This is a genomic window from Aquirufa sp. 5-AUSEE-100C1, from assembly GCF_054558655.1.
In genome coordinates, this window is record NZ_JBPXKO010000004.1 from 395,103 (window position 1) to 416,492 (window position 21,390).

24 protein-coding genes and 1 tRNA gene are annotated in these 21,390 nt (G+C 45.1%); 15 read left to right on the forward strand and 10 right to left on the reverse strand.

All coding sequences use genetic code 11. The annotated features are described in order from the left end of the window. Nucleotide 1 precedes the first annotated feature (1 nt). A complete protein-coding gene (ileS, locus tag ACMH5P_RS11470) occupies nt 2-3,406 on the reverse strand; it encodes an isoleucine--tRNA ligase (protein ID WP_459494510.1) in 3,405 nt (1,134 codons plus the stop codon). Between the two features lie 80 nt (nt 3,407-3,486). Between ileS and ACMH5P_RS11475 the strand changes: the two genes are divergently transcribed. From ACMH5P_RS11475 to ACMH5P_RS11490, 4 genes are read left to right on the forward strand one after another with little or no spacing between them, the layout of a single operon-like run. Further along, nucleotides 3,487-4,107, forward strand: coding sequence for a 5-formyltetrahydrofolate cyclo-ligase (locus ACMH5P_RS11475; RefSeq protein ID WP_459494511.1), 621 nt, complete (start codon nt 3,487-3,489; stop codon nt 4,105-4,107). 30 nt (nt 4,108-4,137) lie between these two features. Next, nucleotides 4,138-4,644 carry a hypothetical protein gene (locus ACMH5P_RS11480; RefSeq protein ID WP_459494512.1) on the forward strand — a complete coding sequence of 169 codons (507 nt, stop codon included), beginning with the start codon at nt 4,138-4,140 and terminating at the stop codon, nt 4,642-4,644. Nucleotides 4,645-4,655: 11 nt separating this feature from the next. After that, the gene (locus tag ACMH5P_RS11485) at nt 4,656-5,648 is read left to right on the forward strand and encodes an aspartate-semialdehyde dehydrogenase (protein ID WP_459494513.1); all 993 of its coding nucleotides are present in this window, start codon (nt 4,656-4,658) and stop codon (nt 5,646-5,648) included. 34 nt (nt 5,649-5,682) lie between these two features. Next, on the forward strand, nt 5,683-6,399 hold the full coding sequence (locus ACMH5P_RS11490; RefSeq protein WP_459494514.1) for a pyridoxine 5'-phosphate synthase: 717 nt from the start codon (nt 5,683-5,685) through the stop codon (nt 6,397-6,399). A 39-nt stretch (nt 6,400-6,438) separates the two neighbouring features. Here ACMH5P_RS11490 and ACMH5P_RS11495 read toward each other — a convergent pair whose 3' ends face one another. Beyond that, nucleotides 6,439-7,044, reverse strand: coding sequence for a hypothetical protein (locus ACMH5P_RS11495; RefSeq protein ID WP_459494515.1), 606 nt, complete (start codon nt 7,042-7,044; stop codon nt 6,439-6,441). A 244-nt stretch (nt 7,045-7,288) separates the two neighbouring features. Here ACMH5P_RS11495 and ACMH5P_RS11500 point away from each other — a divergent pair, with 244 nt between their 5' ends. The 7 genes from ACMH5P_RS11500 to ACMH5P_RS11530 all read left to right on the forward strand — a co-directional run bounded on the left by ACMH5P_RS11500 (nt 7,289) and on the right by ACMH5P_RS11530 (nt 10,508). Continuing rightward, nucleotides 7,289-7,888: an RNA polymerase sigma factor gene (locus ACMH5P_RS11500; RefSeq protein ID WP_459494516.1), complete on the forward strand. Its 600-nt coding sequence runs from the start codon at nt 7,289-7,291 to the stop codon at nt 7,886-7,888. Further along, nucleotides 7,863-8,075, forward strand: a complete 213-nt coding sequence (locus ACMH5P_RS11505; RefSeq protein WP_459494517.1) for a hypothetical protein — start codon at nt 7,863-7,865, stop codon at nt 8,073-8,075. Before ACMH5P_RS11500 ends, ACMH5P_RS11505 begins: the two co-directional genes overlap by 26 nt. Nucleotides 8,076-8,114: 39 nt before the next feature. Further along, nucleotides 8,115-8,762, forward strand: a complete 648-nt coding sequence (gene nth, locus ACMH5P_RS11510) for an endonuclease III (protein ID WP_459494597.1) — start codon at nt 8,115-8,117, stop codon at nt 8,760-8,762. After that, the gene (pnuC, locus tag ACMH5P_RS11515) at nt 8,759-9,307 is read left to right on the forward strand and encodes a nicotinamide riboside transporter PnuC (protein ID WP_459494518.1); all 549 of its coding nucleotides are present in this window, start codon (nt 8,759-8,761) and stop codon (nt 9,305-9,307) included. The genes nth and pnuC overlap by 4 nt, the downstream gene beginning before the upstream one ends. Nucleotides 9,308-9,457: 150 nt before the next feature. After that, nucleotides 9,458-9,841 carry a TraR/DksA family transcriptional regulator gene (locus ACMH5P_RS11520; protein WP_459494519.1) on the forward strand — a complete coding sequence of 128 codons (384 nt, stop codon included), beginning with the start codon at nt 9,458-9,460 and terminating at the stop codon, nt 9,839-9,841. Further along, the gene (locus ACMH5P_RS11525; protein ID WP_459494520.1) at nt 9,842-10,201 is read left to right on the forward strand and encodes a phage holin family protein; all 360 of its coding nucleotides are present in this window, start codon (nt 9,842-9,844) and stop codon (nt 10,199-10,201) included. After that, complete coding sequence (locus tag ACMH5P_RS11530) at nt 10,182-10,508, forward strand: hypothetical protein (RefSeq protein ID WP_459494521.1); 327 nt, start codon at nt 10,182-10,184, stop codon at nt 10,506-10,508. Before ACMH5P_RS11525 ends, ACMH5P_RS11530 begins: the two co-directional genes overlap by 20 nt. Nucleotides 10,509-10,570: 62 nt before the next feature. On the opposite strand, the gene prfB is transcribed toward ACMH5P_RS11530, so the two are convergent. Further along, a protein-coding gene (prfB, locus tag ACMH5P_RS11535) for a peptide chain release factor 2 (protein WP_459494522.1) occupies nt 10,571-11,645 on the reverse strand; the annotation gives its coding sequence in 2 pieces (ribosomal slippage) (nt 10,571-11,584 and nt 11,586-11,645; 1,074 coding nt in all). An 81-nt stretch (nt 11,646-11,726) separates the two neighbouring features. Between prfB and lpdA the strand changes: the two genes are divergently transcribed. Continuing rightward, a complete protein-coding gene (lpdA, locus tag ACMH5P_RS11540) occupies nt 11,727-13,121 on the forward strand; it encodes a dihydrolipoyl dehydrogenase (protein WP_459494523.1) in 1,395 nt (464 codons plus the stop codon). Between the two features lie 35 nt (nt 13,122-13,156). Here the strand turns inward: lpdA and ACMH5P_RS11545 are convergent, their stop codons facing one another. The 7 genes from ACMH5P_RS11545 to ACMH5P_RS11575 form a co-directional block, all read right to left on the reverse strand. Continuing rightward, a complete protein-coding gene (locus tag ACMH5P_RS11545; protein WP_459494524.1) occupies nt 13,157-13,429 on the reverse strand; it encodes a rhodanese-like domain-containing protein in 273 nt (90 codons plus the stop codon). Then, nucleotides 13,426-14,019 (reverse strand): 3-keto-disaccharide hydrolase, encoded by a 594-nt coding sequence (locus ACMH5P_RS11550; protein ID WP_459494525.1) that lies wholly within the window; start codon nt 14,017-14,019, stop codon nt 13,426-13,428. Before ACMH5P_RS11550 ends, ACMH5P_RS11545 begins: the two co-directional genes overlap by 4 nt. 42 nt (nt 14,020-14,061) lie before the next feature. Next, nucleotides 14,062-14,397: a type II toxin-antitoxin system PemK/MazF family toxin gene (locus ACMH5P_RS11555; protein ID WP_459494526.1), complete on the reverse strand. Its 336-nt coding sequence runs from the start codon at nt 14,395-14,397 to the stop codon at nt 14,062-14,064. After that, entirely contained in the window at nt 14,387-14,617 is a 231-nt protein-coding gene (locus ACMH5P_RS11560; RefSeq protein ID WP_459494527.1) for a hypothetical protein, read from the reverse strand. The genes ACMH5P_RS11555 and ACMH5P_RS11560 overlap by 11 nt, the downstream gene beginning before the upstream one ends. A 60-nt stretch (nt 14,618-14,677) precedes the next feature. Beyond that, nucleotides 14,678-15,421, reverse strand: coding sequence for a glycoside hydrolase family 25 protein (locus tag ACMH5P_RS11565; protein ID WP_459494528.1), 744 nt, complete (start codon nt 15,419-15,421; stop codon nt 14,678-14,680). A 356-nt stretch (nt 15,422-15,777) separates the two neighbouring features. Continuing rightward, nucleotides 15,778-15,865 (reverse strand) — tRNA-Ser (locus ACMH5P_RS11570). Nucleotides 15,866-15,887: 22 nt separating this feature from the next. Continuing rightward, a complete protein-coding gene (locus ACMH5P_RS11575) occupies nt 15,888-17,360 on the reverse strand; it encodes a S10 family peptidase (RefSeq protein WP_459494529.1) in 1,473 nt (490 codons plus the stop codon). Nucleotides 17,361-17,474: 114 nt separating this feature from the next. On the opposite strand from ACMH5P_RS11575, the gene ACMH5P_RS11580 reads away from it, so the two are divergent. From ACMH5P_RS11580 to ACMH5P_RS11590, 3 genes are all read left to right on the forward strand, one after another. Further along, the gene (locus ACMH5P_RS11580; RefSeq protein WP_459494530.1) at nt 17,475-19,559 is read left to right on the forward strand and encodes a nitrite reductase; all 2,085 of its coding nucleotides are present in this window, start codon (nt 17,475-17,477) and stop codon (nt 19,557-19,559) included. Continuing rightward, nucleotides 19,556-20,335: a uroporphyrinogen-III C-methyltransferase gene (cobA, locus tag ACMH5P_RS11585; protein WP_459494531.1), complete on the forward strand. Its 780-nt coding sequence runs from the start codon at nt 19,556-19,558 to the stop codon at nt 20,333-20,335. Before ACMH5P_RS11580 ends, cobA begins: the two co-directional genes overlap by 4 nt. A 302-nt stretch (nt 20,336-20,637) precedes the next feature. Further along, nucleotides 20,638-21,024, forward strand: coding sequence for a RidA family protein (locus ACMH5P_RS11590; protein ID WP_459494532.1), 387 nt, complete (start codon nt 20,638-20,640; stop codon nt 21,022-21,024). The last annotated feature ends 366 nt before the right edge of the window (nt 21,025-21,390 follow it).

A 21,390-nucleotide genomic window follows, 5' to 3' on the forward strand; every position in this document is an offset into this window, starting at 1 on the left:
GCTATTCGTTTACGACCTGAATTTGCGCATATAAACTAATATCGTCCATCACCAACTCGGATTTTTCACCTAATAAACTTGGCTCAATCGAAATTCGCAAGGCTTGAACCTCCTGCTGGATATAAGCACCAAACACCTGAATACTTTCCATCCAAGCCGCAGGACCTTGTTCCACCACGATCGCAATCTTATCGACCACATCAAATCCCGAATCCTTGCGCAGATTTTGAATCCGATTCACAATCTCCCGTGCCATTCCTTCTTGGATTAATTCTGGCGTTAAGGTATTATCCAAGGCAATTGTCAATCCTGCTTCTGAAGCAGTCAAATAACCCGGCATATCCTCAGTAACTATCTCAATATCCCCCAAAGCAATCTCAAAACCCTGTAAACTTGCCGAACCTGCCGATTCAATTTGAGCTAAATCCGACGACTGCATGTTCGTAATTACCTCGGCAACGGCCTTCATGTCTTTTCCAAATTTCGGACCCAAGGCCTTGAAGTTCGGTTTTACTTTTTTGCTCAATACGCCAGATGCATCATCTAAGTAATTGACCAATTTTACATTGACCTCCGACTTAATCAAATCCTCCACCTTACGAATCTGCTCACGCACCGACTCCTGCAATACGGGAACTAATACCTGCGCTAATGGCTGACGTACTTTTAATTTATGCACCTTACGAATCGAGTGAACTAAAGAACAAATGCGTTGTGCCATGTCCATCGAACCCTCCAAATCCTCATTTCGCCATGCCGCATTAACCTTCACAAAATCCGTTAAATGAACTGATTCCGCTCCCGTCAAATTTTTGTATAACCAGTCGCCATAGAACGGCGCAATCGGCGACATCAATTGAGCAACCGTCGTTAAACAAGTGTGTAATGTTTGATAAGCTGCTGCTTTATCCGCCGAAATGCCCTGATTTGTATCCTCCGGATTCCAGAAACGTCGGCGTGACAAACGAACATACCAGTTGGACAAATGATCACAAACAAAATCCTGCACCGCACGTCCCGCCTTCGTTGGTTCATATTGGCCATAAGCCTCATCGACCTCCGCCACAAGACTCGTTAATTTGGATAAGATCCAACGGTCTAACTCAGTTAAATGCGCTGAATTAACACCATTATCCGGCGTGAAGCCATCCAAATTCGCATAAAGTGCAAAGAAATTATAGGTATTGGTCAAGGTACCAAAGAACTTATTACGCACCTCGGTAATTCCCGCCAAATCAAATTTCAAGTTATCCCAAGGTTGGGCATTCGTAATCATGTACCAGCGTGTCGGATCAGCACCGTATTTCGACAACGTATCAAATGGATCGATGGCATTGCCCAAACGCTTGGACATCTTGTTTCCATTCTTATCCAATACGAGACCCGTCGACACGACATTTTTAAACGCCACGGAATCTTCCACCATGGCCGAAATCGCATGAAGTGTAAAGAACCAACCGCGTGTTTGGTCAACCCCTTCCGAAATAAAATCCGCCGGATAGGATTGCTTAAAGATCTCTTGATTCTCAAAGGGGTAATGCCATTGCGCAAAGGGCATCGCACCTGAATCAAACCACACGTCGATCAAATCCGACTCACGTGCCATCACAACACCCGAGGCACTTAGGACAAAAATATTGTCCACATAGGGACGATGCAAATCAGCCTCTCCCGCTTTCACGGCAGCAATAAACGCCTCATTACCCTTTTGTTGTTCTCCTGTTAATTTCCCGGATACGATCGCATCTTGCAGCGCCTTCACCAAGTCCTCCACAGATCCGAAACACAATTCTTCCGAACCATCTTCCGTCCGCCATATCGGCAATGGGGTTCCCCAATAACGGGAGCGAGATAGGTTCCAATCCACCAGATTCTCTAACCAGTTTCCGAAACGTCCGGTTCCGGTCGACTCCGGTTTCCAGTTGATCGTGTTATTTAAAGCAATCAATTTATCCTTAACAGCCGTCGTCTTGATAAACCAAGAATCCAATGGATAGTATAAAACGGGTTTATCCGTACGCCAGCAATGAGGGTAAGGGTGATCAAATTTCTGAACATTGAAGGCCTTGTTTTCGGTCTTCAACTGAATCGCAATACGCTCGTCGACCGATAAATATTTATCTCTTCCTTGTTTGATTTTAGCAGCTTCTTTCTCCTCATCGGTCAAGTAAGCTTCCTTCACAGGCTCTAACGCATAATCCGTAACCTCTTGCACAAAACAGCCTTGGCGATTCACCAAAGGCACATCTTTGCCATTTTCATCTTGGACAAAAATAGCTGGGATGTTGTTTTGCTGGGCAACACGGAAGTCGTCCGCACCGAAGGTCGGTGCCGTATGAACAATACCCGTACCGTCCTCCGTCGTCACAAAATCACCCAGAATCACACGGAACGCAGGGCTTTTAGGTTGGACGTAAGGCATCAATTGTTTGTATTCAATCCCCGCGATATCGGCACCCTTGAAGGTCGCTACGATTTGATAAGGGATCGCGTTCGGTTTTTTCTCGGCGGCTACATAGGCTTCAAAATCACCATTTTCGGCCGCTGCTTGGAAATAATTTTTCACCAAATCCTTTGCCAACACGACATGTACCGGCAGATAGGTGTAAGGGTTAAATGTCTTAACTAAAACGTAATCAATGTTTTTACCCGCCGTCAAAGCTGAGTTGGACGGCAAAGTCCAAGGCGTCGTCGTCCAAGCTAATAAGTATACAGGCGCTCCGGCCGATTTCTCAAATAAGAAGGCTGAGGCTTCGTTCTGAATCGCTTCAAATTGCGCGGTTAGCGAAGTATCTTTCACATCCCGGTAGCAACCAGGTTGGTTTAATTCGTGGGACGATAAACCCGTACCCGCCGCAGGCGAATAAGGTTGAATCGTATAGCCCTTGTACAAAAGGCCTTTGTCGTACAGACGCTTTAATAGGTTCCAAACACTCTCGATGTAGGGCGTTTGGTAGGTTACGTAGGGATTCTCTAAATCTACCCAATAACCCATTTTATTGGTTAAATCATTCCATTGATCCGTGAATTTCATGACGGTCTCCCGGCATTTTTGGTTGTATTCTTCGACGGAAATGGATTTACCGATGTCTTCTTTGGTGATGCCTAATTCTTTCTCCACCTGCAATTCGACGGGCAAGCCGTGCGTGTCCCAACCACCTTTGCGTTTCACCTGTTTCCCTTTTAGGGTTTGGTAACGGCAAAAGATGTCTTTGATGGTCCGTGCCATCACGTGGTGGATACCCGGCGTACCGTTAGCGGAAGGTGGCCCTTCAAAAAATGTGAAAGTCGGATTCCCCTCACGCGAGGAAATCGACTTGTCAAAAATATTGTTCTCTTTCCAGAAATTTAGCACCTCGTCCGCTACAGCAGCATAATCTAAATTTTTGTATTCCTTAAAGGCCACAGTCTTGTTGTTTTTTATGAAATAATCGGCAAAATTGAAGCAAAAATAAGAAAAAATACCGAAAATCTTAGGTCAACGTCATGAACAAATCCCGCATCCGTCCGCTCGCCTTGGCCCGACGAAAAAACTGGTCGGAGCGCTTGTTCAACCTACTCAATGAATCTCTTCAGATGGAGTTCATGGATTTTGTGACACAGTTCCAAGCGCCGTTGACAATCATGAGTTTTCAATCCATCGCCAAGAAGCGGGAGGTTTCGACGGAGCGTATCAATGAAACATTGGTGAATTTGGGGCACCAAATGGCTTTGCCCCTGGTCAGGCAGGACGAGCATCAATTAGCCGCTTATTTACATGACCCTCAGATTCCTTTAATCGAATCATCCTTGGGCATAGCGGAGCCAGACCCAAAACAGCATCAGGAAATTTCACCGAAAGACATTGATTGGGTAATTATTCCCTTGTTAGCCTTTGATGAAAAAGGAAATCGGGTCGGCTATGGGAAGGGATATTACGATCGTTTTTTACCGATGTGCAGACCGGATGTTTTGAAGATTGGTTTGTGTTTGGATGAACCGTTAACGCAAATTCAGGATGTGGATGTGCATGATGTTCCGCTTGATTTGTGTATTTCCCCGATTGCCATCCACTATTTTGATGGATTTTATCAAAAAAATCCTTTCGATTCAGAATTTAAGCCCTAATTTTGCAGGCTATAAAACCTCGTTTGATTCGTGAAAATCAGGCAATTACTCCTTTTGGCATTCTTTTGCATTACCCATCATTCTTGGGGGCAGGGAAATACGACGGAGCGACTTTTCCCGATTGAGCAGATCCAACAAGGTCTAAGTAATAAGTACGTTTATAAGCGTCAGGTCATTGAAAATCCGTTGGCATTGCAGATTCCTTTGTTGGAGTCCAAAGATCCCGACGTAAGTTTTGAGTTTAATAAATTCAAACAGCAGCGAAAATTGATGACTTGGATATCGAGTGTGGGGCTGGGGGTTTCATTTTATTCCTTGTTGAAACCAGGCCATGTGTCGGATGGGTTTTATTTTTCGACGATTGGTACGGCGGCATTGGTCAACGTATATGTGGGAACCATCAGTATGCGGCACTTGAAACGTGCTTTAACAAGGTACAATCGTTTGGTGGGTGAACAACCTAAGCTGAGCATTGAAATGAAGACCCATGGCGCACAAGGAGCGACATTGGCACTGAACTGGAAGTATAATTTTTAATTCAAATAAACATGAAAGTTGCTGTTGTAGGCGCCACGGGATTGGTTGGCGGCGAAATCTTGAAAGTATTAGCGGAAAGAAATTTTCCTGTCACTGAAATTATTCCGGTCGCGTCAGAGCGCTCCATCGGTAAAAAGATTGCTTTCAAAGGAAAGGAATTTGACGTGGTAGGTTATGAGACAGCAATTTCCATGAAACCGAATGTGGCTATTTTTTCGGCGGGTGGAGGAACATCTTTGGAAATGGCTCCGAAATTCGCGGCGGCAGGAATTACGGTAGTAGATAACTCATCGGCTTGGCGGATGGACCCAAGCAAGAAATTGGTAGTTCCGGAAATCAATGCAAGCACCTTGACTCCTGAAGATAAAATCATTGCGAATCCAAACTGCTCGACGATCCAAATGGTCGTGGTGATGAATCCATTGCACAAGAAATACAAAATCAAGCGTGTGGTGGTTTCGACGTATCAGTCGGTGACAGGAACAGGAAAAGCAGCGGTGGATCAATTATTTGATGAGCGTGCTGGGAAGACGGATTACAACAAAGTGTATCCGCATAAGATTGACTTGAACGTATTGCCTCATATCGATGTATTCTTAGAGAATGGGTATACGAAGGAGGAGATGAAGATGATCTTGGAGACCAAGAAAATCATGATGGATGATTCGATTCAGGTGACGGCGACGACGGTACGTATCCCGACGATCGGCGGACACTCGGAGTCGGTGAATATCGAATTTGAAAACGATTTTGATTTAGCGGAGGTGCGTGCGATTTTGGAGAAGGAAGAAGGAATCATCGTTCAAGACGATCCAAAGAATTTTGTTTATCCAATGCCCATCACGGCACATGGTAAGGATGAGGTGTTTGTGGGACGTATCCGTCGGGATGAAACGCAGAAGAATACCTTGAACTTATGGATTGTTGCCGACAATCTTCGTAAGGGAGCAGCGACCAATGCGGTTCAGATTGCAGAGTACCTTGCGGCACATAACTTAATTTAATCCCAGGGCCGGTTGAACCGGCCTTTTTTTTGCTATGACTAGACTCAGTGTCAATATCAATAAGATTGCCACCTTGCGAAATTCACGTGGGGGGAATAATCCGAATGTGATCCAGGTGGCTTTGGATTGTGAACGCTTTGGGGCGGAGGGAATCACCGTTCATCCGAGACCCGATGAGCGTCACATTCGTTATTCGGATGTGAGGGAGTTAAAAGAAGTTGTGACGACGGAATTTAACATTGAGGGGAATCCGATGGAGGCTTCTTTTGTGGAATTGGTATTGGAGGTCAAACCCGAGCAAGTTACGTTGGTCCCGGATGCTTTGGGGCAGATTACCTCGAATCATGGCTGGGATACGATCCAACATCAAGGATTATTGCAAGCCTTAATCGCCAAGTTTAAGGATGCCGGAATCCGAACTTCCATCTTTGTGGATCCAGTATTGGAGATGGTGGAAGCGGCTTCGACAACGGGGACGGATCGCATCGAATTATATACGGAACCCTATGCGGAACAGTTTTTTGAGAATCCGACGCAGGCGGTTTCGGCTTACCGAAAAGCTGCATTTCGTGCTAGCCAATTGGGGCTAGGAATCAATGCAGGACATGACTTGAGTTTGGATAATTTGGCATTCTTTAAGGCCAATGTGGCACCTTTGGATGAGGTGTCGATCGGCCATGCCTTGGTGTGTGATGCTTTGTATTATGGATTAGAGAATACGATCCAGCTATACAAAAGAGCATTAAAATAAATGGCTAGGCTCTATCAGGGAACCTAGCCATTTATCAAATTATTCGCGATCGCCGGTTAAAACTACTTGACCACCCGCTACAGAGAGCTTGATTGTCGTAACTTTTCCTGCAGCACGCGAGAAAATCACATCCGCATCGTAACCTTGAATGGTCGCAGAGAAAGTATCTTTTTCGTTACTAGGCTTCAAAACGGCACCTTCCGCAGGATTCGCATCCGAGCTCAAGGCTAATTGACCGTCTTTCATGGCAATAACAATTTTCTTTACGTATTCATTGTCGGCCATTTTAAAGGTCGCCACATAATCACTCAAAGCTGAACCGCCTTCTTTTTGTCCCGTCAAAACTTGACCTTGTGCCTCGATTTTAATTCCTTTTACGGCACCCGCCTCACGAACAAAGGCAACGGTTCCACCCATGGATTCCAAGGCAAACTCATCGGCATTTTTTCCAGGGGCTAATTCAGCATCGGGAAAACCTTCGGCCGACATGATTACTTTGCTATCTTTTACAGAAATCGTGACTGTTTTTACGTAAGGATTTTCAGATAATTTAAAGGTACCTGCATAGTCAGCGGGTATAGCTTGCGCGAACATCTGAGCAGTTGCGGCACAAATGACGAAGGCAATTGATAAGATTTTTTTCATGGGAAATGTATTGTTTAGATGTGAGTACAAAGCTACGGAATTTCGGAAATGCCCTTCGCTAAATACCAAAAAAGATAAGATTTTTGCTAAAATTTTGTCACGTTTGTGTTTAAAACCATTTTGATTTAAAAAAGTTTTGGCTACATTTGGGAGGTCATCAAGACAGAAATAAAACAATTCGCCCACAAAATCGATAGGAGACACAATATGAGATAAACCTCTACGTTAACAATTTTGAAGTTTTATGATTAAAATTCAGGTTAGCGATGCGGCTTTATTATCAGCGTACATCCAAGGGGACGATAAAGCGTTTGAGACATTGGTCAAACGTAGTAAATCCAAAGTGTATACAACCATTTACTTGATCGTCAAGGACCGCTACATTGCGGAAGACTTGATGCAAGAAGCATATATTAAGGCGATCGACGTGATCAAGTCGGGCCGCTACAACGAAGAAGGGAAATTTTTACCCTGGATTCTTCGCATCGCACATAACATGGCGATTGATCATTTTCGGAAGGATAAACGGTATCCGACGATTGTATTGGAAGATGGCTCGAAGGTTTTCAACAGCTTTGATTTTGCAGAGGACTCGGCGGAGGAGCAGCAAATGAAGGCGGATCAAGTGGAGAACATTCGAGAAATGATAAAAAAATTACCTGATGAGCAACGTGAGGTATTGGTCATGCGACATTATGAAGACTTAAGTTTTCAGGAGATTGCGGACCAAACTGGCGTTAGCATCAATACGGCCTTGGGAAGAATGCGTTATGCGCTGATTAACCTGAGGAAAATGCTAAACAAACAAGAGATTGCCTATGACGCAAAGCTTTACCCCAAATGACCTGATTAAAAATCTGTATGAGCCTTTTGTAGGCACCCAACACACTTTCAATTCAGCGGAGCAGTCGGAGATTGCATCCCTACAGCAGGTACAAAATGCCTTGGACCAGGCCTATGTGGCACCGTCTGAGCGCGTGATTGATCGTATTTTGGAATATTCCAAACACCGCGAGTCGATTCAATCTTAATCTTGAAATTGTTTCTTATTTTGCATCAAAATCAACATGATGCTTAAAAAGGAACGATTTCAAGCTTTTATTTCTCATTTTTCCAGCTCCTTTCCGGAGGCGGAAACGGAATTGCATTACAGCAATCCCTATGAATTATTGGTGGCTGTCGTGCTTTCGGCGCAGTGTACCGACAAGCGTATTAATCAAGTAACGCCTACCCTTTTCCATCGATTTCCTGACGCGAAGGCACTTTCGGAATCCAGTGTGGATGAAATATTTTCGTATATCCGTTCGGTTTCCTACCCCAACAACAAGGCCAAACATCTTTTGGGTCTTGGGCAAAAATTAGTGGATCAATTCAATGGCAAGGTTCCTGAAACCTTGGAAGATCTACAAACACTACCCGGAGTGGGTCGCAAGACAGCCAATGTGATAGCCTCGGTGATTTACAACCAACCGGCCATGGCGGTCGATACGCATGTATTTCGAGTTTCCAAACGATTGGGATTAGTTCCTGCCTCTGCGAAAACGCCCCTGAAAGTAGAATTAGCCCTAATTAAACACTTGCCGGATGATATTATTCCACGTGCGCATCATTGGTTGATTTTGCATGGACGTTACATTTGCTTGGCCAGAACTCCAAAATGTTCGGCCTGCAGCATTACCCATTTCTGTGCCTATTATGCTAAAAACCAAGCCAAATGATTGAGGCAGCCGGTATAATCACTTCCCTGCTCGGAGTCTATTTTTCGAGCCAGCGCCACTGGGTCGCCTGGGTTTGGAATATCATTGCCTCAAGTATCTATATGGTTGTTTTTTATCAGGCAGGGCTATATTCGGATATGGAATTACATGGGCTATTCATCATCATGGGAGTTTATGGATTGTACCAATGGAGAAATGTCGAGTCAACTTGGAGACCCGAAAAAAGTTCGCTACTATTTATAGTCATTGGCATAGTGATCGCTGGACTTTACGGAGCTGGGGCGGGTTATTTTCATGAAAACTATACGGCGCAAGCGAAAAGCCCCTATTGGGATGCGAGCTTGACGGGCCTGAGTTTAGTTGGGACCTACTGGGCTTCTAAAAGGAGAATTGAAAACTGGGTACTCTGGATATTCGTAGACTGCGCCTATGTGGCTATGTATTTAGTGAACGGTTTATGGATGACCGCGGGGCTCTATTTTGTCTTCGTTCTAATGGCGATTCGGGGATGGATTCAATGGCGCAAAGAGCTCAAAATCAACTGATTAAAAATTTGTCGTAGATTTTATATGAATCAGCATACAAAATTGGGCAATAAAATTATCTTTGTAAAACAGAACGAAGAGTATTCAGTAAGGTGCTGAAAATCAATCAATTATAAATTTAAGTTCTGAGGATTAAACCTAGTAACAATTATGGCGACGGAAGAGAAGAATCGTTATTCAGCAGAAGAATTAAAAGAGTTCGAAGCAATCATCAAAGGGAAATTAGAAGAGACAAACGCGGAATTAAAATACTTACGCGCGGCTTTGAGTAAAAAAAATGATCCAGGAACGGACGACACCTCGGGCAACTCGAAAGTGATGGAGGATGGAGCGGATACCCAAGAAAAAGAGAGCATGAATCAGTTGGCCGTACGCCAACAAAAATTCGCCAAAAACCTTGAGAATGCATTGATGCGTATCAAAAACGGAACGTATGGAGTTTGCATCGATACAGGCAAATTGATTTCCAAAGAACGTTTACGTTTAGTGCCACATACGCAACATTCGATTGAGGCCAAATTAAAACAACGCTAGATGGGATTTTTCGACAATAACGGCTTGGTCGATTTATTAAAAAACTACCTAAAAACGCAATTTGAACTCGTTAAACTCGATATTCAAGAGCGTTTAGAGGCCCTATTGGAACGATTGGTTAAATTCATCATTTTGGCATTCGCCTTAGGTATCGGCGTTTTGTTCCTATTACATGGAATCGCTAATCTGATAAATGATTATTTAGGCAGTCCATTTTGGGGACATTTAATCGTTTCTGGAGCTTGTTTCATCGTGGGGGGGATTATGATGGCTAGTTTTCGTAAGCCCACTGAAGAGATTGAATCAGAAGAAGAAATTGTAGAAGAAGACATTACCGAGGATGAGTCAGATAAAGAATAAGAAAGCACAATTAGAGGCGGAAGCCGCTAATTACGAAGATAAAATAGGTGAATCAATCGCCGACATCAAGCAGGTTGCCAAAGAAAAAGGCACCCAAATCCTAGTTGCCGGTGCCGTTGTTGCAGGTGCCTATTTATTGTATTCGTTATTATCCAGCGATAAGCCGGAGAAGAAATCCGAGAAGAAAGAATCTTCTTTTTTAGGGAATGCAATCACCTCATACGCAGTCGGAATCGCATTATCTCTCGCGAAAGATCAATTAGTTGAATATTTGAGAAAGCTCGAAGAAGATTCAGTTAAAGAATAAGGTTTTTGTTTCCCCAGCACTACCTTTGGCAAACCTGAGGAGGATTGCCAAAGGTACGTTTGCTAATTCTCCATCAAATAAGCCTTAATAAACTCATTGATATCCCCATCCAATACGGCTTCCGTATTCGAAGTTTGGTAGTTGGTCCGATGATCTTTCACCCGACGATCATCCAGTACATAGGATCTGATTTGAGAACCCCACTCGATTTTCTTCTTACCCGCCTCCACTTCGGCACGGGCTGCGTTCCGCTTATCGATTTCAATTTGATATAACTTCGATTTCAAAAGTCGCAAGGCAACTTCTTTATTCTGCAATTGCGAGCGCTCCTGCTGACAGGCAATGATAATCCCGGAAGGTTTGTGGGTCAAACGAACCGCCGTCTCTACTTTATTGACATTCTGTCCCCCTGCCCCACCCGAGCGGAAAGTATCCCAATCGATGTCGGCCGGATTAATATCAATTTCAATTGAATCATCCGCCAAAGGGCAAACATAAACCGATGCAAACGAGGTATGACGACGCGCATTGGAATCAAACGGAGAAATCCGAACCAGGCGATGAACACCGTTTTCTGATTTCAAATTCCCGTAGGCAAATTCCCCATCCACTTCGATGGTCACGGATTTGATACCGGCAACATCCCCGGCGTTCTCATCGACCAAACGAACTTTGAACCCATTTTTTTCCGCCCACATGTGGTACATGCGCAGCAACATGGATGCCCAGTCTTGGGATTCGGTCCCACCGGCACCGGCATTAATCTCCAAAACGGCACTCATGTTATCCCCTTCTTCGGACATCATTTTTCGGAACTCGAGGGATTCGAGCATGGTTTCGAGTTTAGCTCCTTCGGCATCCACTTCGGATTCCATAGCCTCCCCCATTTCATAAAATTCCCAGATGGTTTCTAAATCGTCTTGCCCGCGGGACAGTTGGTCGAATCCATCCGTCCAAAACTTCAGCCCGCGCATTTCCCGCATGGTACTTTCAGCCTTTTCCGGATTGTTCCAAAACTCAGGGTCGAGCGTGACGGTCTCCAGTTCGGAGATTAAATATTTCTTATGATCGTAGTCAAAGATACCTCCTTAAAGCCTCTATTCTGGCTTTCAGGTCATTGAACCTGTCTCTTGTCATGTGGATTTCTGCTAATTAAAGTACAAATATACCCGATTTTGTACTAAATTGCGGCCTCATTCATTTAAATCAAGCAATAAAATGGCGCAACAATACGATTTGATCGTGGTAGGCTCAGGCCCAGGGGGTTATGTAGCAGCTATCCGAGCTTCTCAATTAGGTTTAAAATGTGCAGTCGTGGAGAAGGAATCTTTGGGAGGAATCTGCCTAAACTGGGGATGTATCCCGACCAAAGCATTATTGAAATCTGCGAATGTATTTGAATACATCAAGCATGCATCTGATTACGGAATTACCGTAAAAGGAGCCGAAGCTGATTTCTCTGCCGTGATCGCGCGTTCACGTGGGGTTGCCGACAGCATGAGTAAAGGCGTTCAGTTTTTGATGAAGAAAAACAAGATCGACGTGATCATGGGATTCGGTAAGATCCAACCCGGTAAAAAGGTGGAAGTGACGGATGCCGATGGAAAAGCGACGGTTTACGAAGGAAAAAATATCATGATTGCGACCGGTGCACGTGCGCGTGCCTTGCCAAATATCCCAATTGATGGTGAAAAAGTAATCGAGTACCGCAAGGCGATGAGCTTGGAAAAGCGTCCTGATTCGATGGTGATCATCGGTTCCGGTGCGATTGGTGTGGAATTTGCTTATGTATATGCGGCGATGGGAACGAAAGTAACGATCGTGGAATTTATGCCAAACATCGTTCCCGTAGAGGATGAAGATGTTTCGAAGGAATTGGCGAAGCAATACAAGAAAATGGGTATTGAGATCTTGACTTCATCCAGCGTGGAGTCGGTGGATACCAAAGGAAAAGGTTGCAAAGTGAGCGTGAAAACGCCAACGGGCAATCAAGATATTCAATGTGACATCGTACTTTCTGCGGCGGGTGTTATCTGCAATTTGGAGAACATCGGTTTAGAGGAAGTAGGAATCATCGTTGACAAAGGACGTATTCCGGTGAACGCTTGGTACGAAACGAATATCCCAGGCTATTATGCGATTGGTGACGTAACTCCGGGTCCAGCATTAGCACACGTGGCATCGGCAGAGGGTATCATCTGTGTGGAGAAGATCGCGGGTCACAAGACGGAAGCGTTGGATTACTCAAACATTCCAGGATGTACGTATTGCACGCCGGAGATTTCTTCTGTGGGAATGACAGAGAAGAAAGCCATCGAGGCAGGATATGATATCAAAGTAGGTAAATTCCCATTCGTGGCATCGGGTAAGGCAACAGCAGCCGGAGCGCGCGATGGTTTTGTGAAGGTAATTTATGACGCCAAATACGGTGAATTATTAGGTGCTCACATGATTGGTTACAACGTGACCGAATTGATCGCTGAAGCGGTTGTCGTTCGCAAGTTGGAAAGCACAGCCTACGAAATCATGAAGTCGGTTCACCCTCACCCAACCATTTCCGAGGCCTTCAAAGGCGCGACGGAAGCGGCCTACGGCGAGGCAGTCGATTTATAAAAAGGAAAGAGGAGCTCGATAAAGCTCCTCTTTTTTTATTCTCCAAAATAGGCATTCGTCCCGCCTTCCAGCCAGTCGGCCCCCGGAATCATCGCCGCGGCCTCCGCAGAGCGTCCTCCCCCTTTACCGCAAACGGTAATGATGGGTTTATTGGTGGGCAATTCATGGATGCGCTTGGCTAAATCTTTCAAGGGGATATGCTTTGCCCAAGGAATATGACCTTCATCGAAATCTTTTTGATCGCGCACATCCAACACAAAAACTTTTCCGTGTTTGAGGAGGGGTTTAAAATCGGCTTGGGTCATCATTTGATTTCCTTGATTTGAATTTGCTTATACACAACCTTGCTTTTTGGATCGTGTGCTTGAATGGCAATCGTACCCGCTTGAACTTTCCGTGGGTCGCTGCCATTCGTGCGCTCAGCCGGTTCCGTATAATCGATAATGGTTTTGCCGTTGATTTTGGTGGTGATGTGATTTCCTTGAACGATGACGTTTAGGTCAAACCATTCCTCGTCTTTCACATAGGTTTCCTTAGTGTCCACGATTCCGTAAACGGATGCGGTGCGACGCCAGTCGGTATGCGAATTATTCACCTGAATCTCATAGCCTTGTTTAGGCCAATCGTTTTCTAGGAATTTTGTACAAACATAGAGACCGGAATTGGCACCGGCATAGGTCTTGACGCGGGCATGTACTTCGAAATTTTTGGGCGTGTAGCCATTGTAGAAAAGGTGACCTCGGTTGCCGTTGACGATGAGCTCACCGTTTTCAATGTGGAAGGAGGCGGGGTTTTCGCTGATTTTCCAGTTATTGAGGTCTTGGCCATTGAATAGGTCGATCCATTGGGCATGGGAGGCGAAGCTTGCTAAAAGCAAGAGGATACATAGTTTTTTCATGGGGATAGGTTTAGGATATTTGTGTAAGTTTCAAATTTCTGATTACAAATCAAGCATAATTCTCAGATTAGCCTTGAGCTTTATCTGTTGATTTTGAGTCAAGCGCCCCAATTTTGATATAAATCGCGTATTATCAATGGCACGAACTTGATCTACGAGCACATCACTTAATGATTCCAATTGGCCCTTTGATAAATGCACACGCAAGTATTCCAATTTTGGTTGGACATTGGTTGTCAAAGGACAAATGAGGGTGGACAAATGCGTATCATTTAATAAATCCGTTTGCACCACAACAACGGGTCTTGTTTTACCCGGCTCGGTTCCTTTGCTTGGATTCAGATTGGCTAGCCAAATATCAAATTGCCTAATTTCCATCGCTGAGCGCTTCAAACTCCCGTAATATATCCATTGACTCGGACGTAGCCAAAGCGGATTCATTGGCCAATACTTTTTTTAGCAATCTCCGCTTTTGTACGAGATTGTACATATTAACGGCTTCATTGATGTAACGATTCCTTGCCAAATGCAATTGTGCCGTTATTTCCTCTGTCTCATCAAAAATATGATCATCCAATTTGAGCGATAAAGTTTTCATCGTTTTTTTTTCTAAAGGTATATATTTTTGGTATATACTACAAGGCTAATGAACCGATTATCAATTCATTGATACAACATAAGGCTTATGTTCCTGAAGGTATTCTTCCCACTCTTCCCGACTCCCCCGAAAAACATTTAAATCCGCCCGATGCGTAATCGCCATCAGGTCGGCGTCAATATTGAATTGCCAAAAGGTACAATCCATCATGGCAGGTCGCCACGTATTGGTGGAGCTTAACCATAGAGTGTGATTCCCGAATTCTTCCTCAATAAAGTCACGGTAGCCATCCCCATTCGTGTAAATGATCGGCTTGTGATTGCTATGTTTTTTGAGTTCCATCATAAAGGCATGCAAGCGCTTCCTGACCTTCGTATGTTCCACATATCGGTTGCCATGCTGCTCCACATCGATCACCAGCGGAAGCTGCAAGCGGCGGCCGTCTAATTGGCGAATGAAATGCCTCGCCTGCTCCTTGCCATCCACATCAAATCGAAAAAAATGATAGGCTCCCACGGGAATATCGCGTTCGCGGAAGGCCTTGTAATGCTGATCAAAGGTGTCATCCACTCGATTATCCCCTTCACTAACTTTGAGGAACACAAAGTCCAAGGAGTCCAAGCCATCGTAGAGAACTTTACCGTTCCAATGAGATAAGTCCAAACCGCGAACATCATAGGATTTGGCGAGTTCCCAAGGGTCTCGAGCTGCGGCCTTTTTCCTTTCCGTCTTTTTTGTAAAATAGACTAAAAAACCCATCAGGGCGACAAAAAATAGTAGTAAAACGGCGACAGTTTTGGTCATTGGACTTGTTGGAAACGTAGTAAACAGGTTTAATTATCAAAAAATAAGGTAACGTATGAGTAAGATAATTATTTCCTTTTCAGTGTTTTAAAGTTACTAGTTAACGAATCACCTCCACAAGCACAATACCCCAACCCTATGAAAAAAGCCCCCCAGCTCACACTGGAAGGCTTTGTAGAGGGGGGGGGGAGTGACAGCTCCGTTTCACTTCGCTGTCATCCGCAAAGGGCATCTTGCACAAAGCCTACAGTATTCGTTGAGCGAATACTGTTTTTTTCATAGGGGTCGATCAATCACACCGGTGCATTTCTCGCCCCCTATGAAAAAAGCCTCCCAGCTCACACCGGAAGGCTTTGTAGAGGGGAAGGGATTCGAACCCTCGGTAAGCTTGAGACCTACACACGCTTTCCAAGCGTGCTCCTTAAACCACTCGGACACCCCTCTGAATGGACTGCAAAACTACGACTTATTTCGAAGAATCGAAAAAGCTATCGATATCCTTTTTGAATTGAATTAAGGAAGGTTTGTGGATGTAGTACATGTGGCCCGACTCGTACATCTTGATGTCCACACGGCTCCGTTGCTCCGGACGTAAGAACATGTGCTCGATGTCGTACAAGGCCGTGAAATACGGCGTCGCGAAATCATAATAACCACAGCCCAAATACACCTTCAGCGCCGGATTCTTCGCCATCGCATCCCGCAAACTCTCCGCTACATTCAAATACTTATTCTGCACATTCTTGTACGACCATGGATACACGTCGCCAAACACATTGTACACCTTCTCCTCCTTGAACTTCAATTCCTTTTGTAAATAATCATTGACCGTCGACGTAAACGGCCCATCAATATTCGCAAACGACGGATCAAACTCCACATACTCCCCCGCATCATCCAAATCCCGTCCCGTAAATCGCGCATCTAAACGACCCACCGTCAGACCATCGCCACGACGCAAAGACTTATAAAAACGATTCTCGTCCACACGTAAGTTGGCCTGCAAACACAATTCCTTCGACAAACCCGTCCAATACGCCAGTTTAGTCGCGATGGCATCCTTCTCGGTCGCCGACATCCATCCGCCCTTAATCAAGGCTGACGCATATTCGCCAATCGACCAAGCCTCTGACTCCTTCAAGATATCCGCCAAAGGACGCGCCTGCAATGCCGGACTCAATTTCTTGTGATACCAAGCCGCCGCCGTATACGATGGCACATACAAAGCCCGCGGTAAGTCATTCCCAATTGCATAATCATTCGTCCCAAAATTCAACACGGCCGAAATCAAAATCACCCCATTGATGTAAATCCGATGACGATCCTGCAAATGCTTCGCCAAGCCCGCCGCACGCGTCGTGCCATAACTCTCCCCCGCTAAAAACTTCGGCGATGACCAACGCTCATAACGACTTAAGAAATTCGTCACAAAAGACCCAATTGAATTAATATCCTCCACATAGCCATGGTATTTACTCGCATCCTGGCCCACCGCGCGTGAAAAACCGGTGGATACCGGATCGATGAATACCAAATCCGTTTTGTCCAACCAGCCATATTCATTGTTTATGTATGTATAAGGTGGCGCCGTCGCAGTACCATCCTCCTTCAAAACCACACGCTTCGGACCCACGCCACCCATGTGCAACCACAAGGACGCGGAACCCGGACCGCCGTTAAACGTAAAAGTAACTGGACGTTTCGCCGCATCTTCCCCATCCTTTTGGTAATAGGTAAAAAAGATTTTGGCCAACACCTTCCCCGTATCCGCCTTCATGTGCATGTAACCCGTGTAAGCCGTATAGGCCAAAGACTTCCCCGCCACATTCATCACGTGCGCAGTCTTCACCACTTCCACACCTTGAATTTCCATCGTAGGCTTCTGTGCATAAAGCCCCATAAAACTCATCAAGAGCAATCCAGTCAATATTGATTTCATTGTAAAAAAATTTAGAAACGAATATAAAAATTCTTTGGCAATAAAAACGTTTTGCCTTACTTTTGCCTAATACTCTATATATCATATAGACTTAATACGTTTAACTTACCCAATATGCAAAGTTTCCGCTCTGAGATAGAAAACCCACTGGTTGAAAAAGATATCCTGGATTTGGCCAAAAAAATCGCCCAATTCAAAGCTGGTGAAATTCACGAGGAAAAATTCAGAAGCCTTCGTCTGGCTCGTGGGGTGTATGGCCAGCGCCAACAAGGCGTTCAAATGGTCCGCATCAAATTGCCCTACGGCAAGATTCAATTCCACCAATGGAAGCGTATCGCGGATATTTCCGACGAATATTCAACGGGAAACTTGCACCTGACCACCCGTCAAGACATTCAAATCCACTTCGTTTCCCTAGACCGCACACCGGAACTTTGGGCGAAATTGGAACAAGACGATATCACCTTGCGCGAGGCCTGCGGAAACACGGTGCGTAACATCACCGCCTCTCCCACGTCCGGCATCGACCCGAAAGAACTTTTTGACGTAAGCCCGCATGCAGATGCTGCCTTCCGTTACTTCCTACGCAACCCCATCTGCCAAGAAATGGGCCGTAAGATCAAGATGTCCTTCTCCAACACCGAAGAAGATACATCACTCGCGTATCTACATGATGTAGGTTTTATTCCCAAAATCCAAAACGGAACCCGCGGATTTAAAGTCGTGGTGGGTGGTGGTTTGGGGGCTCAACCGATGTTGGCCCATACCGCCTACGAATTCCTAGCCGAAGACCAAGTAATCCCTTTCATTGAATCGGTTTTACGGGTTTTCGATCGCCACGGCGAGCGTAATTCCCGCCACAAGGCCCGCATGAAATTCTTGATCCAAAAAATCGGTTTTGAGGAATTCATGAATTTGGTGAATGCCGAAACCAAAGCCTTGAAAAATCACAGCTTCGCGATTGCGGATGCATCCGCGTGGGAAGTTGCAGAACCATCATTGAAAGCAGACATCAAAGCACCGGAAACGGCGGAATACCAAACCTGGTTGGACACAAACACCTTTGAACAAAAGCAAAAAGGATTCCACGCGGTTTACGTACGAATCCTGAATGGTAACATTTCCAGCGACACATCCCGTTCCTTAATCGAGGCGTTGAAGGGATACATCGGTGATGATATTCGAATTACGATCAACCAAGGATTGATGTTGAAGTTTGTGCCGACGGCCAACTTGCCTTATGTTTTCCAAGTATTAAATGCCCACGGCCTAGCTGCACCGGGTGCGAATTCCATCGCGAATATTACGGCATGTCCGGGAACGGATACCTGTAATTTGGCGATTTCGGATTCGACGCATATTACCTCAAAATTAGAGGAGGTGATCAATGAGGAATTCCCTGCCTTGATTCACGATTCAGCAATGAAAATCAAGATTTCGGGTTGTATGAATGCCTGTGGCCAACACAGCATGGCGTCCATCGGATTCCACGGTTCTTCGTTGAAGGCCGCCGACAAGCGTGTTTTGCCAGCTTTGCAGGTCTTGATCGGCGGAGCGACGCTTGGAAATGGAGAGGGTCGTATCGCCGACAAGGTTATCAAGGTTCCTTCCAAAAGAGGACCGGAAGTCTTACGTGTCTTATTGAACAACTTCGAAGAAAACGCCAACGAGGGTGAATACTTCCACGAATATTACGATCGCCAAGGGGAGAAATATTTCTACAACTTGTTAAAACCGATTGCAGATTTGACCACCTTGGTGGATTCAGACTTCATCGATTGGGGTGCGACGGATACTTTCGCCACGGAAATCGGGGTGGGTGAATGTGCCGGTGTGATGATTGATTTGGTTGCGACCTTGTTGTTCGAATCCGAAGAAAAATACGAATGGACCACCGCGGCTTTGGAAGACAAGCGCTGGGCGGATGCCATCTACCATGCTTATTCGGTATTCATTTCAGCGGCCAAAGCGTTGCTATTGGATAAGTCGGTGACCGTTGCCAACCAAAATGCGGTCATCAACAAGTTCGAGGAACATTTCGTTGCGGCGGGTGAATTTGAAATCGAGGCGCCAACATTCCCTGAATTGGTGTTACAAATTAACCAAAACGAGCCATCGGAGGCCTTTGCGCGTCAATTTGCGGCGCAAGCACAGAACTTCCTAAACGCTGCCACTACATTCCGCCAAGCCATCGCATGAAAAATTTAAGTCATTTCAGAAAATTAGAACCGCAACCTCGCTTAACCGTGGTAGGAGCAGGCCCTGGTGATCCGGAATTGATCACCTTGAAGGCCATCAAAGCGATTGCCTCGGCACAGGCGGTCTTGTACGATGCCTTGGTCGACAAAAGTTTATTGGAGCATTGTTCCGAATCCTGCGAACAAATTTACGTGGGCAAGAAACCGGGCGAGAGCCATTCGCAAGCAGCCATCAACGAATTAATTGTCGAAAAGGCCTATGCCTTAGGACATGTCGTTCGTTTGAAAGGCGGCGATCCCTTTGTCTTCGGAAGAGGTCAAGAGGAAATCGAATACGCACGTTCATTTGGATTATTGACAGGATATGTTCCTGGCATCAGCTCCTCCTATGCAGCTGCGGGCGCGGCAGATATTCCCCTGACAGTACGTGGCGTAAATGAGAGTTTTTGGGTAATGACGGGTACCAAATCAGACGGTAGCTTGTCGGAAGACTTGAAACTCGGCTTGCAATCCTCAGCGACTTTAGTCATTCTCATGGGGATGAATAAATTAGGTGAAATTGCTACTTTATGCCAAGAGTTCGGCAAAGGTGAAATCTCAGCAGCCATCATCCAAAATGGAACCATGGCCAATCAGCGCATTGGTATATCGACGGCCGCAGAACTTGAAAATTTGGCTAAAAAAGAGGACCTTCGTAATCCTGCCATCATCGTGATCGGCGAAGTGGTTCGCCACGCGAAGCCGGAGTTATGGGAAAAGATTGTAAATTTAAAGTAAAGACGCGATTCTTCTATGTAGAGACGCGATACCTCGCGTCTATTAATACAAACCACGCGATACCTCGCGTATGAATAATGTAGAGACGCGATACTTCGCGTCTATTAATACAAACCGCGCGATACCTCGCGTCTGAAAAAACTATGCAGAGACGCGATACCTCGCATCTGAAAAAACAATGTAGAGACGCGATACCTCGCGTCTGAAATAAAAAAGACGCGAAGTATCGCGTCTCTACAAAAACAAAAAAAGACGCGAATTATCGCGTCTCTACAAAAAACATAATAATCCAACATAAAAATATGTCACAAAGACTTAACATCTCATCCGGTTCCCCATTTGAAGACACCTTCGGCTATTGCCGCGCGGTAAAAACAGGCAACCTATTAGAAATCTCAGGAACTGTCGCACTAATCGATGCAGAAAAAGTTACGGCTGATGACTTCTATGCACAAACCTACAACATCATTGAGCGCATCGCGGTCGTATTGGAAGAAGCAGGTTCGTCGTTAAATGATGTCGTTCGTACACGAATCTTCACAACAGATATCTCTCAAAATTTGGAAATCGCCCGTGCACATGCATACTTTTTTGGGGATATAAAACCGACAACGGGAATCTATGAAATCTCGGCGCTGATTGCTCCGCAATATAAAGTGGAGATTGAATTCACGGCGTGGGTATCCTAATGTAGAGACGCGATACTTCGCGTCTGAAAAACAATGTAGAGACGCGATACCTCGCGTCTAAAAAACAATGTAGAGACGCGATACCTCGCGTCTAAAATAAAAGACGCGAAGTATCGCGTCTCTACAAAAACAAAAAAAGACGCGAAGTATCGCGTCTCTACAAAAACAAAAAAAGACGCGAAGTATCGCGTCTCTACAAAACAAAAAAAGACGCGAAGTATCGCGTCTCTACAAAAACAAAAAAAGACGCAAAGTATCGCGTCTCTACAAAACAAAAAAAGACGCGAAGTATCGCGTCTCTACAAAACAAAAAAGACGCGAAGTATCGCGTCTCTACAAAAACAAAAAAAGACGCGAAGTATCGCG

What these genes read in the sequence shown, in the direction of transcription:
- ACMH5P_RS11580 (WP_459494530.1), top strand. Translation starts at nt 17,475, where the DNA reads ATGCAAAGTTTCCGCTCTGAGATAGAAAACCCACTGGTTGAAAAAGAT.
- ACMH5P_RS11495 (WP_459494515.1), bottom strand. Translation starts at nt 7,044, where the DNA reads ATGAAAAAAATCTTATCAATTGCCTTCGTCATTTGTGCCGCAACTGCT.
- ACMH5P_RS11565 (WP_459494528.1), bottom strand. Translation starts at nt 15,421, where the DNA reads ATGACCAAAACTGTCGCCGTTTTACTACTATTTTTTGTCGCCCTGATG.
- ACMH5P_RS11550 (WP_459494525.1), bottom strand. Translation starts at nt 14,019, where the DNA reads ATGAAAAAACTATGTATCCTCTTGCTTTTAGCAAGCTTCGCCTCCCAT.
- ACMH5P_RS11575 (WP_459494529.1), bottom strand. Translation starts at nt 17,360, where the DNA reads ATGAAATCAATATTGACTGGATTGCTCTTGATGAGTTTTATGGGGCTT.
- ACMH5P_RS11530 (WP_459494521.1), top strand. Translation starts at nt 10,182, where the DNA reads ATGAGTCAGATAAAGAATAAGAAAGCACAATTAGAGGCGGAAGCCGCT.
- ACMH5P_RS11485 (WP_459494513.1), top strand. Translation starts at nt 4,656, where the DNA reads ATGAAAGTTGCTGTTGTAGGCGCCACGGGATTGGTTGGCGGCGAAATC.
- ACMH5P_RS11555 (WP_459494526.1), bottom strand. Translation starts at nt 14,397, where the DNA reads ATGGAAATTAGGCAATTTGATATTTGGCTAGCCAATCTGAATCCAAGC.
- ACMH5P_RS11490 (WP_459494514.1), top strand. Translation starts at nt 5,683, where the DNA reads ATGACTAGACTCAGTGTCAATATCAATAAGATTGCCACCTTGCGAAAT.
- nth (WP_459494597.1), top strand. Translation starts at nt 8,115, where the DNA reads ATGCTTAAAAAGGAACGATTTCAAGCTTTTATTTCTCATTTTTCCAGC.
- ACMH5P_RS11475 (WP_459494511.1), top strand. Translation starts at nt 3,487, where the DNA reads ATGAACAAATCCCGCATCCGTCCGCTCGCCTTGGCCCGACGAAAAAAC.
- lpdA (WP_459494523.1), top strand. Translation starts at nt 11,727, where the DNA reads ATGGCGCAACAATACGATTTGATCGTGGTAGGCTCAGGCCCAGGGGGT.
- ACMH5P_RS11500 (WP_459494516.1), top strand. Translation starts at nt 7,289, where the DNA reads ATGATTAAAATTCAGGTTAGCGATGCGGCTTTATTATCAGCGTACATC.
- ACMH5P_RS11560 (WP_459494527.1), bottom strand. Translation starts at nt 14,617, where the DNA reads ATGAAAACTTTATCGCTCAAATTGGATGATCATATTTTTGATGAGACA.
- ACMH5P_RS11505 (WP_459494517.1), top strand. Translation starts at nt 7,863, where the DNA reads ATGACGCAAAGCTTTACCCCAAATGACCTGATTAAAAATCTGTATGAG.
- ACMH5P_RS11520 (WP_459494519.1), top strand. Translation starts at nt 9,458, where the DNA reads ATGGCGACGGAAGAGAAGAATCGTTATTCAGCAGAAGAATTAAAAGAG.
- cobA (WP_459494531.1), top strand. Translation starts at nt 19,556, where the DNA reads ATGAAAAATTTAAGTCATTTCAGAAAATTAGAACCGCAACCTCGCTTA.
- pnuC (WP_459494518.1), top strand. Translation starts at nt 8,759, where the DNA reads ATGATTGAGGCAGCCGGTATAATCACTTCCCTGCTCGGAGTCTATTTT.
- ACMH5P_RS11525 (WP_459494520.1), top strand. Translation starts at nt 9,842, where the DNA reads ATGGGATTTTTCGACAATAACGGCTTGGTCGATTTATTAAAAAACTAC.
- ACMH5P_RS11590 (WP_459494532.1), top strand. Translation starts at nt 20,638, where the DNA reads ATGTCACAAAGACTTAACATCTCATCCGGTTCCCCATTTGAAGACACC.
- ACMH5P_RS11545 (WP_459494524.1), bottom strand. Translation starts at nt 13,429, where the DNA reads ATGATGACCCAAGCCGATTTTAAACCCCTCCTCAAACACGGAAAAGTT.